This window comes from Streptomyces sp. NPDC103540 (assembly GCF_055584445.1).
Map to the genome: position 1 here is coordinate 176,959 of NZ_JBVJMA010000003.1, position 12,630 is coordinate 189,588.

14 protein-coding genes are annotated in these 12,630 nt (G+C 72.7%); 4 read left to right on the forward strand and 10 right to left on the reverse strand.

The features are described from left to right. Positions 1-24: 24 nt before the first annotated feature. Positions 25-894, forward strand: a complete 870-nt coding sequence (locus ACZ6ZI_RS08775; RefSeq protein ID WP_469518010.1) for an SURF1 family protein — start codon at positions 25-27, stop codon at positions 892-894. On the opposite strand, the gene ACZ6ZI_RS08780 is transcribed toward ACZ6ZI_RS08775, so the two are convergent. The 7 genes from ACZ6ZI_RS08780 to ACZ6ZI_RS08810 all read right to left on the reverse strand — a co-directional run bounded on the left by ACZ6ZI_RS08780 (position 872) and on the right by ACZ6ZI_RS08810 (position 7,171). Next, complete coding sequence (locus ACZ6ZI_RS08780) at positions 872-2,044, reverse strand: hypothetical protein (protein WP_469518012.1); 1,173 nt, start codon at positions 2,042-2,044, stop codon at positions 872-874. The two genes, ACZ6ZI_RS08775 and ACZ6ZI_RS08780, sit on opposite strands and share 23 nt — an antisense overlap. Further along, positions 2,041-2,577 (reverse strand): SigE family RNA polymerase sigma factor, encoded by a 537-nt coding sequence (locus ACZ6ZI_RS08785; RefSeq protein ID WP_469518645.1) that lies wholly within the window; start codon positions 2,575-2,577, stop codon positions 2,041-2,043. The genes ACZ6ZI_RS08780 and ACZ6ZI_RS08785 overlap by 4 nt, the downstream gene beginning before the upstream one ends. A gap of 427 nt (positions 2,578-3,004) precedes the next feature. Beyond that, complete coding sequence (locus ACZ6ZI_RS08790) at positions 3,005-4,081, reverse strand: aspartate-semialdehyde dehydrogenase (RefSeq protein WP_363057101.1); 1,077 nt, start codon at positions 4,079-4,081, stop codon at positions 3,005-3,007. Continuing rightward, positions 4,078-5,352, reverse strand: coding sequence for an aspartate kinase (locus ACZ6ZI_RS08795; RefSeq protein WP_469518014.1), 1,275 nt, complete (start codon positions 5,350-5,352; stop codon positions 4,078-4,080). Before ACZ6ZI_RS08795 ends, ACZ6ZI_RS08790 begins: the two co-directional genes overlap by 4 nt. Before the next feature lie 146 nt (positions 5,353-5,498). Further along, a complete protein-coding gene (locus ACZ6ZI_RS08800) occupies positions 5,499-6,146 on the reverse strand; it encodes a DUF5063 domain-containing protein (protein ID WP_469518016.1) in 648 nt (215 codons plus the stop codon). Then, positions 6,139-6,738 carry a recombination mediator RecR gene (gene recR, locus ACZ6ZI_RS08805; protein WP_363057095.1) on the reverse strand — a complete coding sequence of 200 codons (600 nt, stop codon included), beginning with the start codon at positions 6,736-6,738 and terminating at the stop codon, positions 6,139-6,141. The genes ACZ6ZI_RS08800 and recR overlap by 8 nt, the downstream gene beginning before the upstream one ends. 88 nt (positions 6,739-6,826) lie before the next feature. Then, a complete protein-coding gene (locus tag ACZ6ZI_RS08810) occupies positions 6,827-7,171 on the reverse strand; it encodes a YbaB/EbfC family nucleoid-associated protein (protein ID WP_469518019.1) in 345 nt (114 codons plus the stop codon). Positions 7,172-7,438: 267 nt separating this feature from the next. Between ACZ6ZI_RS08810 and ACZ6ZI_RS08815 the strand changes: the two genes are divergently transcribed. Continuing rightward, positions 7,439-8,170, forward strand: coding sequence for an SLATT domain-containing protein (locus ACZ6ZI_RS08815; protein ID WP_469518021.1), 732 nt, complete (start codon positions 7,439-7,441; stop codon positions 8,168-8,170). An 86-nt stretch (positions 8,171-8,256) separates the two neighbouring features. Here ACZ6ZI_RS08815 and ACZ6ZI_RS08820 read toward each other — a convergent pair whose 3' ends face one another. The 3 genes from ACZ6ZI_RS08820 to ACZ6ZI_RS08830 form a co-directional block, all read right to left on the reverse strand. Continuing rightward, positions 8,257-8,907 carry a hypothetical protein gene (locus ACZ6ZI_RS08820; protein ID WP_469518023.1) on the reverse strand — a complete coding sequence of 217 codons (651 nt, stop codon included), beginning with the start codon at positions 8,905-8,907 and terminating at the stop codon, positions 8,257-8,259. A 145-nt stretch (positions 8,908-9,052) separates the two neighbouring features. Beyond that, positions 9,053-9,718, reverse strand: coding sequence for a GntR family transcriptional regulator (locus ACZ6ZI_RS08825; protein WP_363057087.1), 666 nt, complete (start codon positions 9,716-9,718; stop codon positions 9,053-9,055). A 110-nt stretch (positions 9,719-9,828) separates the two neighbouring features. Further along, positions 9,829-11,181 (reverse strand): aminotransferase class III-fold pyridoxal phosphate-dependent enzyme, encoded by a 1,353-nt coding sequence (locus ACZ6ZI_RS08830; RefSeq protein WP_469518026.1) that lies wholly within the window; start codon positions 11,179-11,181, stop codon positions 9,829-9,831. A 259-nt stretch (positions 11,182-11,440) separates the two neighbouring features. Between ACZ6ZI_RS08830 and ACZ6ZI_RS08835 the strand changes: the two genes are divergently transcribed. After that, positions 11,441-12,070, forward strand: coding sequence for a DJ-1/PfpI family protein (locus ACZ6ZI_RS08835; protein ID WP_469518028.1), 630 nt, complete (start codon positions 11,441-11,443; stop codon positions 12,068-12,070). Continuing rightward, positions 12,063-12,614, forward strand: coding sequence for a MarR family winged helix-turn-helix transcriptional regulator (locus ACZ6ZI_RS08840; RefSeq protein ID WP_469518030.1), 552 nt, complete (start codon positions 12,063-12,065; stop codon positions 12,612-12,614). The genes ACZ6ZI_RS08835 and ACZ6ZI_RS08840 overlap by 8 nt, the downstream gene beginning before the upstream one ends. Positions 12,615-12,630 lie beyond the last annotated feature (16 nt).

Consider the following 12,630-nt stretch of genomic DNA (forward strand, 5'->3'; position numbering starts at 1 on the left):
GGGGTCCCCCGTACCGTTGGTGGCGTGCACCGGTTTCTCCTGACCCCGCGCTGGTGGGGGATCAACGTCTTCGTCGCGCTCTCCATCCCCTTCTGCCTGTTCATGGGGACCTGGCAGCTCGACCGGTTCGAGGACCGCGTCGGCAGCCACCGGGAGGCGACCGCGGAGCGGCCCGCCGACCGGGCGGCCGAGCCGCTGGACTCGCTGCTCCCGGTGGACACCGAGACCTCGGGCCGCCTGGCCTCGACGGCGGGTGAGTACGGCCGGCAGCTGCTGGTACCCGAACGGACCCTCGACGGCGCCCCCGGCTTCTACGTCCTGACCCTGTTGCGCACCGATTCCGGGAAGACCGTTCCCGTGGTCCGGGGCTGGCTGCCCGGTCAGGCCGATCCGGCGAAGGCCCCGGCCCCGCCCACCGGCCGGGTCGAGGTGACGGGCGCCCTCCAGGCCTCGGAGAACTCGGGCACCAAGGGCGTGCACGCGCAGGGCGGGCTGCCCGAGGGGCAGCTCGGGGTGATCGGAGCGGCCACGCTGGTCAACCTGGTGCAGGACCCGCTCTACGACGCGTGGCTGACGGTGCAGAGCCCGGCCGACGGGATGACCCCGGTGCCGGCGAAGGCCCCGAACAACACCGGGCTGGACCTGAAGGCCTTCCAGAACCTCGGCTACACCGGCGAGTGGTTCGTCTTCGTCGTCTTCGTGCTCTTCATGTGGTTCCGGCTCTACCGCCGCGAGGTGGAGACCCTGCGGGACGCGGAGGCCGGGCTGCTGGCCACCGCCACCGACGGCGCCACCGCCACGGGTGCCGGCGCCACGGGTCCCGGCGCCGGTACCGCCGGGAGCGACCCCGACGGCGCCGCTCCCGCCCCGGCTACGGCACCGCCGGCGCGATGAGCCCCGTCCGGTAGAGGGTGCCGCCGCAGGCCGCCGGGATGGTGGCCTGCGTGACGGGGGCGCCCGCCACCGGCGTACCGGGGGTGTGGGACACCTCCACCGCGGCGACCGGCTCGGGCGACTTGGCCGCGCCCTCGTCCTTCGCGGGGACCCCCGCCTGCCCGTCCTCCGTCGCGCCCGTCGCGGGAGGCTGGGCCGGCGCCTGCTCCGTACGCCCCGTCTCGCCCTGCTGGGGCTTGGCGGAGGGCTGCGCGGACGCGCCCGTCGCGCAGGACTGCGCGGGCGGCACCCAGGCGAAGCGCACCTCGTAGCCGGTGTTCGGCTGGAGGAAGAGGGTCGGGGCCTCGGACGACGGGTCGGGCAGCAGCCCGGTCGCCGGATCGCCGGCCGTGTGACCCGCCACGGTGATCCCGGAGGCCGCCGGCGCGGGGGGCGGACCGGCGGGCACCGAGACGGCCGTCACCGTGTCCGGGCCCGTGACCCTGCACCCCTTGGCGGAGACGTTGGTGACCTTGAAGCTGCCGTAGACCCTGCCGTCGGCCTCGGGCGCGCGGGTGCTGCCCGCCACCCCCAGCTGGCCGGCGGTGCACTCGGGCAGTCCCGGCGCGGCCGCGACCGGCGGCCGGGGTCCCGACCCGGCGCCACCCGTGCCGCCCGTGGCGCCAGCGGTGGCCGTGCCGCCGGCGGGGCCCGCCGAGGCACCGCCGGAGGGGGAGCCGCTCGCTCCGGGGGTCGGCCGGCCGGTCGTGCCGCCGACCTCCTGCACCGGCTGCGCGGAGGGGGTGGGACCCGGCTGCGCCGCGCCGCCGGCGCCGTACTGCTGCGGGTCGGAGGGGCCGCCGGTCCGGCCGCCCTGGGCGGTGCCGTGTCCGGCCATCGTGGAGTGGTCGGCGGTGGCACCGTGCTCGGCGCTCAGGTGCAGCGCCGTGGGGATCCCCGTACCGACCAGCAGGGCCGCCGCGGCCGCTCCGACGAGGGCCCGACGCTTGCGGGCCCGGCGGGCGGGCACCGCGTGGCGCAGCCGTTCCAGGGCGCCGTCGGCGGGTCGCAGGCCGTCCACGGCCCCGGTCAGCAGGCTGCGCAGCGCCTGCTCGTCGCCGGGGGTGGGGGCCGGGATGCCGGCGGGCGGGGTGGTGTGGTCGTCCCTCATGACTGTGCGGCCTCCATCGCGACCCGCAGGGCGGCGATGCCCCGCGAACCGTACGCCTTGACCGAACCGAGCGAGATGCCGAGCGTCTCGGCCACCTGGGCCTCCGTCATGTCGGCGAAGTAGCGCAGCACCAGCACCTCGCGCTGGCGCCGCTGGAGTCCGCGCATCGCCTTGATCAGGTCGTCGCGTTCCAGTTGGTCGTACGCGCCCTCCTCCGCGCTGGCCATGTCCGGCATCGGCTTCGACAGCAGCTTGAGGCCGAGGATGCGGCGGCGCAGCGCGGAACGGGAGAGGTTGACGACGGTCTGGCGCAGGTACGCCAGGGTCTTGTCGCGGTCGCGGACCCGGTTGCGGGCCGAGTGGACGCGGATGAAGGCCTCCTGGACCACGTCCTCGCAGGAGGCCGTGTCGTCGAGGAGGAGCGCGGCCAGACCGAGCAGGGACCGGTAGTGGGCCCGGTAGGTCTCGGTCAGGTGGTCGACGGTGGTGCCGGCGACGACGGCCTTGTCGGCCCCGTCGGCCTCGACGTCCACCGCGGTCGAGGGGTCCGCGGTCGTCGAGGGGGCCGCGGCGGGGGCCGCCACGGACTCCGGTATCGCGGCGTCGGCCCCGTCGCGCGGAGAGGGCACCCGGCCGACCGGGAGGGGGGCGACGGGCGGCGATATGTGGGCGGTCGGCGGAACGGGAACGATCACGGGGAAGCCGCCGCCGGGCAGGAGGGGGCGACGGCGCGGGGGAAGGATCCCGACGCGCGCCGACGGTACGACTTGGTCCAACAGTGCCTCTGCCACGCCCGTTGGACACGCGTCCCCCGGTCAGGGTTGTACGCGCGGGGCAGAGTAACCAGCAATTTCCCCATTGCCTTCATGCGTACCCGCTCTTCCCGATTGCCCCATTTATCCAGGCGGCAGTCGGGCCATCACCTTGATCAAGGGATCAGGAGAGATCCTACAAAGCGAATTAAGCGAATTCACCCGCGATCAGTTCCGAGATCTGCGAGGCATTCAAAGCGGCACCCTTGCGTAGATTGTCCGCGCACACGAAGAATTCCAGGGCCCGCGCGTCGTCCAGCGATCCCCGCAGCCGCCCCACCCACGCCGGGTCCGTACCGGCCGCGTCCACGGGCGTGGGGAACTCCCCGGCCGCCGGATCGTCCACGAGGACCACACCGGGCGCCGCCTCCAGGACCTCCCGGGCGTGCCCCGCGTCCACGTCCCGCCCGAAACGGGCCCGCACGGTCAGGGAATGCCCGATCACCACGGGCACCTGTACACAGGTCACGGAGACCGGCAGCGAGGGAAGGTCCAGGATCCGCCGGGTCTGCGCCCGTACGGCCAGCTCGTGCGAGGACCATCCGCCCTCGCGCAGCTCACCGGACCAGGGCACCACGTTCAGCGCGAGCGGAGCCGCGAACGGCCCGGTGTCCTCGCCCACGGCCCGGCGCACGTCCCCCGGCTGCTCCCCGAGCGCGCTTCCGGCGACCAGCGACAGCTGCCGGCGCAGCGCCTCGGAGCCGGCCCGGCCCGCGGCGCCCGCGGCCTGGTACGAGGAGACGACCAGCTCCGTCAGGCCGTACTCCGCGTGGAGCGCGCCCACGGCCGCGATCATCGCGGCGGTCACGCAGTCCGGCCCGGCGACGATCCCGCGCGGCCGCTCCCGTACGGCGCCGGCGTTCACCTCGGGCACCACCAGGGGCACCTCGGGGTCCTCCCGGAAGGCGGCGGACTGGTCCACGACGACGGCCCCGCGCGCGGTGACGGCGGGGGCCCAGTGTGCCGACACCTCGGCAGGGGTCAGGAAGACGACCACGTCGCCCGCCCCGAGGCCGTCGAAGGCGTCCTCGGTGAGGGCGAGCACCTCGGTCTCCTCGCCGCGCACGGCCAGCACGCGGCCGGCCGAGCGCGGGGAGGCGATCAGGCGTATGTCGCCCCAGACGTCCGCCCGCTGGGACAGGATCTGGAGCAGTACGGACCCGACGGCCCCGGTCGCCCCGACCACGGCGAGCGCCGGAGCCGGGGCGGACCGGTCGGCGGTCATCGTCCGGTGCCTCCGTAGACGACGGCCTCGTCGCTGTCGGAGTCCAGGCCGAAGGCCGTGTGCACGGCGCGGACGGCCTCGTTGACGTCGTCCTGGCGGGTGACGACCGAGATGCGGATCTCCGAGGTGGAGATCAGCTCGATGTTCACGCCCGCGTCGGACAGCGCCTGGAAGAAGGAGGCGGTGACGCCCGGGTTCGTCTTCATGCCCGCGCCGACCAGGGAGATCTTGCCGATCTGGTCGTCGTAGCGCAGCGAGTCGAAGCCGATCTGCGCCTTGGCCTTCTCCAGGGCGTCGATGGCCTTGTGGCCCTCGGCCTTGGGGAGGGTGAAGGAGATGTCCGTCAGACCCGTGGAGGCCGCCGAGACGTTCTGGACGATCATGTCGATGTTGATCTCGGCGTCCGCGATGGCGCGGAAGATCGCCGCGGCCTCGCCCGGCTTGTCCGGGACACCGACGACCGTGATCTTGGCTTCGGAGACGTCGTGAGCGACTCCGGAGATGATGGCGTGCTCCACCTGCGCGTCCCCTTGCGGATTCTCGTTGCTGACCCAGGTGCCCGGCAGTCCGGAGAAGGACGAACGGACGTGGATCGGGATGTTGTAGCGGCGCGCGTACTCGACGCAGCGGTGCAGCAGCACCTTGGAGCCGGAGGCCGCGAGCTCCAGCATGTCCTCCGAGGAGATCCAGTCGATCTTCTTGGCCTTCTTCACGACGCGGGGGTCCGCGGTGAAGACGCCGTCGACGTCGGTGTAGATCTCGCAGACCTCGGCGTCCAGCGCCGCGGCCAGCGCCACGGCGGTGGTGTCCGAGCCGCCGCGGCCGAGGGTGGTGATGTCCTTGGAGTCCGCGGACACGCCCTGGAAGCCGGCGACGATGGCGATGTTGCCCTCGTCCAGCGCGGTGCGGATACGGCCCGGCGTCACATCGATGATGCGCGCTTTGTTGTGGACCGAGTCGGTGATCACTCCCGCCTGGCTACCGGTGAACGACTGGGCCTCGTGGCCCAGGTTTTTGATCGCCATGGCCAACAGGGCCATGGAGATCCGCTCTCCGGCGGTCAGCAGCATGTCGAATTCGCGCCCGGCAGGCATCGGGGATACCTGCTCGGCGAGATCGATCAACTCGTCCGTCGTGTCGCCCATCGCGGAAACCACGACGACCACCTGGTGGCCGTTCTTCTTGGCGTCCACGATCCGCTTGGCGACGCGCTTGATGCCCTCGGCATCGGCTACGGAGGAGCCTCCGTACTTCTGCACGACAAGGCCCACGTGCGCTCCTCGCTCGGTCCGTCTCAATTTGCTGGTGCAGTCTAACGAGCGGTCGCGATCCGACCGCTTCGTACCACATCATGAGACGAAATGATCAGGGAATCGGTTGCCGCGCCCGGGGGTCCCCCGGGCTCCGCACCCGCCCCTCACCTGCGTCCGAGGCCGCCCAGCTCCTGCGCCATGACCTGCCCGGCCTGCTCGGCGAGGTCGTCCTCGGTCATGTCCTCGTCCGTGTCCAGGCCGTCCAGGGCCGCCAACGGCTGGTCCAGCCGGACGTGCGCGATCAGCGACTGGAGGGCGCGCAGCGCCGCGGAGGCCGTCGGACCCCAGTTGGTGAAGTACGAGAACTGCCACCACCACAGCGCCTCGGTGATCCGGCCCGCCTGGTGGTGGATGAGGCCGTGCCGCAGGTCCGCGACGATGTCGGCCAGGTCGTCGGAGATCCGGTGCGCCACCGGCGCCTTGCGCGGCTCGTAGGGGTCGAAGACCTCGGAGTAGACGTCGACCGGCTCCAGCATGATCGCGAACCGCTCGCGCAGGTCGTCCACGTCCGGCTCCGGACCGAGGTCGGGCTCGTAGCGCTCCTCGGGCAGGACGTCCTGGTACGCGCCCAGCCGGCCACCGGCCAGCAACAGCTGGGAGACCTCCAGCAGGAGGAAGGGCACGGAACTGTCCGGGTCCTCGCCCTTGGCCACCTCGGTGACGGCCACGATGAACGACTCGATCTGGTCCGCGATCGAGGCGGCGAAGTCGTCCGGGTCGAGGCCGAGGGCGTGCAGCTGTGCGTCAGACATCGAGAAGTCGCCTTCCTTCAAAGGCCCGCCCGAGCGTGACCTCGTCCGCGTACTCCAGATCTCCCCCGACGGGGAGCCCGCTGGCCAGGCGGGTGACCTTGAGGCCCATGGGCTTGATCATGCGGGCGAGGTAGGTGGCGGTCGCCTCGCCCTCCAGGTTCGGGTCGGTCGCCAGGATCAGCTCGGTGACCGTACCGTCCGCGAGGCGCGCCAGCAGCTCGCGGATGCGCAGGTCGTCCGGCCCGACGCCCTCGATCGGGCTGATCGCGCCGCCGAGGACGTGGTACTTGCCCCGGAACTCGCGCGTCCGCTCGATCGCGACGACGTCCTTCGGCTCCTCGACCACACAGATGACGGTGGTGTCGCGGCGCGGATCACGGCAGATGCCACACCGCTCCTCCTGCGCCACGTTCCCGCAGACCGCGCAGAACCGGACCTTGTCCTTGACCTCCAGCAGCGCGTGCGCGAGGCGACGGACGTCCGTGGGCTCGGCCTGCAGGATGTGGAAGGCGATCCGCTGCGCGCTCTTGGGCCCGACGCCGGGCAGCCTGCCCAGTTCGTCGATCAGGTCCTGGACCACGCCTTCGTACAACGGACTGCCTCTTTCGGGTTCGGGTTCGGGGTCTGGGTCGGGTTCTACGGGGCCGGGAAACGGAACGGGGCGGAACGGAAGGGTACGGCTAGAACGGCAGGCCGGGAATGCCGCTGCCGCCGCCCAGCGCCTGGGCCAGGGGGCCCATCTTCTGCTCCTGGAGCGCCTGGGCGTTCTCGTTGGCCGCCTGGACCGCCGCGACGATCAGGTCGGCCAGGGTCTCGGTGTCCTCCGGGTCCACGGCCTTCGGGTCGATGACCAGGGCCCGCAGCTCGCCGGAACCGGTCACCGTCGCCTTGACCAGACCGCCGCCGGCCTGGCCCTCGACCTCGGTCCTCGCCAGCTCCTCCTGAGCCGTCGCGAGGTCCTGCTGCATCTTCTGGGCCTGCTGGAGCAGCTGCTGCATGTTGGGCTGGCCACCACCGGAAATCACAGGTACTCACTCCATGCTTCGAAACGACCTTCGGGAACGCTTGGTCAATCCGAGCCTACGTGCTCCCCGGGCGCCGCGCCCTACGCCGGGAGGACCAACTCTTTCGAGTGAGTGGCAGGGCGTGCGCGGGCCTGATGGAGACCTCCTTGCGGGCGGAAAACACGGGATTCGTTGTCCATCGCGTGTCATTCGAAGGTAGGAAGAGCATGCGCACCATTGCGCACACGCGCACCACCACACGTCAGCGCAGGCAATAGGGAGTGCCGGGTGAGTCAGCCGGAGATGCAGCCCGAGGGGCCACCCCGGGATCCCGCGGAGGACGGCGCCGGCGACCTGACCGGCCGGCCGTTCCCCCTCGGGGACTGGGGCGAGCCCGCGGAGCGGCTCGACGAGCTCTACCGGCGGGTGGAGGCCGATGCGCTGCGCACCGCCGAGTGGTACCTGTCCGACCGGGCGTGGAAGCGTCGGGGCGCGCGGGCGCTGCGCGCGGGCGCGGCCGTGGGGGCCGTCACGGGCGCCGCGATGCCGCTGCTGGAGCTGACCGGGTCGGCCCCGGGCGCGGCCTCGTACGGGTACCTGTCGCTGCTGCTGGCGGCGGCCTGCCTGGCCTGCGACCGGTTCTTCGGCCTGACCTCGGGCTGGATGCGGGACGTCGCCACCGCCCAGGCGGTGCAGCGCCGGCTCCAGACGCTCCAGTTCGACTGGGCCTCGGAGAACGTCCGGGAGGTGCTCGGCCCCACCGAGGGCACCGCGAGCGAGGCCGCCGAGCGCTGCCTGACGGTGCTGCGCCGGTTCTCGGAGGACGTCACGGAGCTGGTGCGCTCCGAGACGGCCGACTGGATGGTCGAGTTCCGCGCGGGTCCGGCGCCGCTCGTGATGCAGTCCCTGAGCGCCGCCCCGGCCCGGCCGGACGCCCACGTCCCGCCGGCCCGGTTCCCGCTGCCGCCCGGCACCCGCCCGAACATGCCCCGCCAGCGTCCCCCGGAACAGCCCCGCTGAGGCGGGGCCGGCCGGCGCCCGCGCCGCGCCCGCGCCGCGCCCGCACCGACCCCGACCGGAACGCCGTACGCGGACCCGCGCACCGGTCAGCTGAAGATGATCATCGACCCCTGGCCGAGGCACCGGGTCGCCGCCGCGTGCAGCCCGAGCCACACGTGCCGCTCCCGCGCGAAGGGGCTCTCGTCGTACGGGATCGGCCCCGCGGGCTCCTCCAGCGACGTCGGCCCGCCCGGCGGCGCGGGCGCGGCCGGCGGGTTCCCGGGGTCTATCCCGATCGCCGGAGCCACCACGGCCAACTCCCGCAGCAGCCCCTGTGCCGACCCCAGCGGGCCGCCGCCGGAGAGGAGCTCCTCGTTCGCCAGGGGCACGGGGAAGTCCACGGGCACGTACGCCCCCGCGTGGTCGTAGTGCCACACCAGGTGCGACTGCTGCGCCGTCGACTCGAACATCTCCAGCAGCTGCTCGTAGTCCCCGCCCAGCTCGTCCACCGGTGTCACCGGCAGCCCGCAGATCTGGAGGAGGTAGGCCCTGCGCAGGAAGTGCAGGGCGTCGTAGTCGAATCCGGCCACCGGGGCCACGTCCCCGCTCAGGCCCGGCATGTAGGCGAACACGGGCACCGACGGCAGACCCGCCTCGCCCAGTGCCTTGTCGTACGAGGCGATCTCTTCCGCGAAGGGGTTGTCGGGGCTGTGGCACAGCACGTCGACAAGGGGGACCAGCCACAGGTCACAGGCCACGCGGGCTCCGATCAGTCGTTGCCGCCGATTCCGCCAGCGTAGTGTGCCGGACACGCTCCGCGAAGGGGTGCGCAGAACCCCGGCCGGGACCGGCGCGCGGTCTGACGCGCGGGGTGACCCGCTGGGCGCCGGGCGCGGCGCCCGTTCAGAGACCTTCGGCCCAGTCCAGCCCGTGCTGGTTGTAGGCGCGCACGATGCGCCGCACCTCGTCGGCGTCGGCCCGCGTCACGGCGTCCACCAGCTCGTTGTGTCCGTCCCACAGGGCCTCGCGCAGCTCGCCGGCCCCCTGGAGGTGCGGCACGGAGAACACCCAGCACTGCACCCTGATCCGGTGGAGGAACTCCGATATGTACGTGTTCCCGACCAGCCCGCTCAGTTCCCGCCAGAACCTCAGGTCGTAGCCGATCAGCACTTCGAGCGAACCGCTGCTCGCCGCCCGCCGCGCCTCCTCCGCGCGACGGCGTACGGACACCAGCCGCTCGCCGGCCTCGGGCGAGACCCCGCGCTCGACGAGCCGGCGGAAGATCCCGTCGAGGATCAGCGTGCGCGCCTCGATCATGCTCCGGAAGTCGTCGACGGAGTAGACGCGGACCCGGAAGCCCCGGTGCTGCACCGACTCCAGCAACCCCTGTGCGGAGAGGTCGACCAGCGCCTCGCGCACCGGGGTCGCGGAGACCTCGTACTGCTCGGCGATCTGCTTGACCGTGAACTCGGTCCCCGGCGGCAGACGGCCCGCGAGCACCTCGTCGCGCAGCGCGTCCGCGATCTGCTGTCGCAGCGTGTTGCGCGTGACACCTCCGCTGCCTGGCATAGGGGTCCGTCTCTCCTCCGTAGATCTTCGGACACCTTAGGCCAGGCAGCGCGGCCGAAACCGATCGGTTCGTGGTCGTTATGCGGATGTACCAACCGTTATACGGACGATCAGCCGCCGGCGGTGTGGCGGTCGGCGACCGTGAGGGCCTCGTCGAGGAGCGCGAGGCCCTCCTTGGCCTCCGTGTCGGTGGTCGTGCAGGCGGGGACGACGTGGGTCCGGTTCATGTTGACGAACGGCCACAGCCCGGAGGCCTTGCAGGCGGCGGCGAACTCGGCCATCGGCGCGTTGTCCGCGCCGACGGCGTTGTACGGCACCAGCGGCTCGCGCGTCGCCTTGTCGCGTACGAGTTCCACGGCCCAGAAGGTGCCGAGGCCGCGCACCTCGCCGACGGACGGGTGGCGCTCGGCCATCGCGCGCAGCTCGGGGCCGATCACGTCCCGCCCGAGGCGGTCGGCGTTCTCAACGACGCCCTCCTCCTCCATCGCGTTGATCGTGGCGACGGCGGCGGCGCAGGCCAGGGGGTGCCCGGAGTAGGTGAGCCCGCCCGGGTAGGGACGGCGGGCGAAGGTCTCTGCGATGGCGCCGGAGATCGCCACGCCGCCGAGCGGCACGTAGCCGCTGTTCACGCCCTTGGCGAAGGTGAGCAGGTCGGGGGTGACGTCCCAGTGCTCGGCGGCGAACCACCGGCCGGTGCGCCCGAACCCCGACATGACCTCGTCCAGGATGAAGACGATGCCGTGGCGGTCGCAGAGCTCGCGCACTCCCGCCAGGTAGCCGGCCGGCGGGACCATGATCCCGGCGGTGCCGGGGACGGTCTCCAGGATGATCGCGGCGATCGACTGCGGGCCCTCGAAGGCGATGGTGTCGGCGAGGTGCGCCAGGGCGCGCTCGCACTCCTCGGCCTCGGTCGTCGCGTGGAACGGCGAGCGGTACAGGAACGGGCCCCAGAAGTGCACGACGCCGGCGGAGGCGGTGTCCGAGGGCCAGCGGCGCGGGTCGCCGGTCAGGTTGATCGCGGCGGCGGTGGCCCCGTGGTAGGAGCGGTAGGTGGAGAGGACCTTCTGGCGGCCCGTGTGCAGACGGGCCATCCGGACGGCGTTCTCCACGGCCTCGGCGCCGCCGTTGGTGAAGAAGATCTTGTCGAGGTCCCCGGGGGTGCGCTCCGCGATGAGGCGTGCGGCCTCGGAGCGGACGTCCACGGCGAAGCCGGGCGCGAGCGTGCAGAGCCTGCCGGCCTGCTCCTGGATCGCGGCGACGACCTTGGGGTGCTGGTGACCGATGTTGGTGTTGACCAGCTGGGAGGAGAAGTCGAGGAAGCGGTTCCCGTCGTAGTCCCAGAAGTACGAGCCCTCGGCCCCGGCGACGGCCAGGGGGTCGATCAGGGCCTGGGCGGACCACGAGTGGAAGACGTGAGCGCGGTCGGCGGCCTTGACGGTCGCGCCGGTGACATGAGGGGTCATGCGGCCACGCTAGAAGTGCGCAGGTGGGGAGGGGTATCGGCGGACTGTATGGGGGTGGGGGGCCACCCTCGGCAGTCTGTCGCGCGAGGAAGGTGGTTGACAGCATGCTGACGTAATGACAGTCTACTGTCATGAGCGGGGGCGGTACGAAACCCCGTCGGCTCGCAGGAACACCGTTCGACCGTCGGACCCACCGGGCCCACGGGACCCACAGGACCCATCGACACCTCGACATCTCGGCTTCACGGAGGCGATCTTCATGAGCGCGACCCCGCACCGGCCCGTCCACCTCGCCGTCTACGACACCTACGCGGACTGGGAGACCGGCCACACCACCGCCCACCTCACCCAGCGCGGCTACGAGGTCCGCACGGTCGCCGGCGACGCCGACCGGCCGGTCACCACCATGGGCGGCGTCCGCGTCCTGCCCGACCTGGCGCTCGCCGACCTGCGCCCCGAGGACTCCTCGCTGCTGATCCTGACCGGCGCCGCGCTCTGGGACACCGGCGACGACCTCGCCCCCTTCGCGGAGAAGGCCCGCGAGTTCCTGGCGGCCGGGGTACCGGTGGCGGCGATCTGCGGAGCCACGGCCGGACTCGCCCGCGCCGGCCTGCTCGACGGTCGCCCGCACACCAGCGGAGCCTCCTTCTACCTCGCCGGCCAGCCGGGATACGGGGGCGCCGAGCGGTACGTGGAGGCCGACGCGGTCACCGCGGGCGACCTGATCACGGCGGGCCCGACCGAGCCGGTGGCCTTCGCCCGGGAGGTCTTCGCCCGACTCGGCGTCTACAAGCCGGACGTGCTGGACGCCTGGTACCGGCTGTTCCACGACTCGGACGCGAGCGCGTTCCCGGTGCTGATGGCGGCGGCGGAGGCCGGCGATGCCTGACCCGGTCCCGGCGCACCGGGAGCCCCCGGCGGGCTCGGCGCTGCCGGCGGGCTCGGCGCTCCCGGCGGGGGAAGGGCTCTCCGTACGGGCCCGGCAGGACCTCCTCAGCCGTACCGCGCTCGGGGTGTTCCACCTCAACGGCCGGTTCCTCGCGATCTCGGAGGAACTGGCCCGGCCGGCCGGCCTGACGGCGGCCTGGTGGCAGGTCCTCGGCGCCGTACTGCGCGAACCGCTGCCGGTGGCGGGCATCGCCCGCTCGATGGGCATCACCCGCCAGAGCGTGCAGCGCGTCGCGGACCTGCTGGCGGCCAAGGGGCTCGCCGAGTACGTCCCGAACCCGGCCCACCGGCGCGCGAAGCTCCTGCGCCCGACGGAGGCGGGCCGGGCGGCCATCGCCCGCGTGCATCCGGGCCACGCGGCGCTGGCCGCGCGCCTGGCGGAGGAGCTCGGCGAGGCGGCGTTCGCGCAGACCGTCCACACTCTGGAACGGTTGTCGAAGGCCCTCGACGCCATCGGGGCCCCCGGTGGGGAACCGGCGCCCTGAACCGGAATGTGTCGAA

Bases quoted from the DNA above. Each gene is read 5' to 3' on its own strand.
- ACZ6ZI_RS08835 (WP_469518028.1), top strand. From the start codon at position 11,441: ATGAGCGCGACCCCGCACCGGCCCGTCCACCTCGCCGTCTACGACACC.
- ACZ6ZI_RS08800 (WP_469518016.1), bottom strand. From the start codon at position 6,146: ATGTCTGACGCACAGCTGCACGCCCTCGGCCTCGACCCGGACGACTTC.
- ACZ6ZI_RS08780 (WP_469518012.1), bottom strand. From the start codon at position 2,044: ATGAGGGACGACCACACCACCCCGCCCGCCGGCATCCCGGCCCCCACC.
- ACZ6ZI_RS08825 (WP_363057087.1), bottom strand. From the start codon at position 9,718: ATGCCAGGCAGCGGAGGTGTCACGCGCAACACGCTGCGACAGCAGATC.
- ACZ6ZI_RS08830 (WP_469518026.1), bottom strand. From the start codon at position 11,181: ATGACCCCTCATGTCACCGGCGCGACCGTCAAGGCCGCCGACCGCGCT.
- ACZ6ZI_RS08840 (WP_469518030.1), top strand. From the start codon at position 12,063: ATGCCTGACCCGGTCCCGGCGCACCGGGAGCCCCCGGCGGGCTCGGCG.
- ACZ6ZI_RS08790 (WP_363057101.1), bottom strand. From the start codon at position 4,081: ATGACCGCCGACCGGTCCGCCCCGGCTCCGGCGCTCGCCGTGGTCGGG.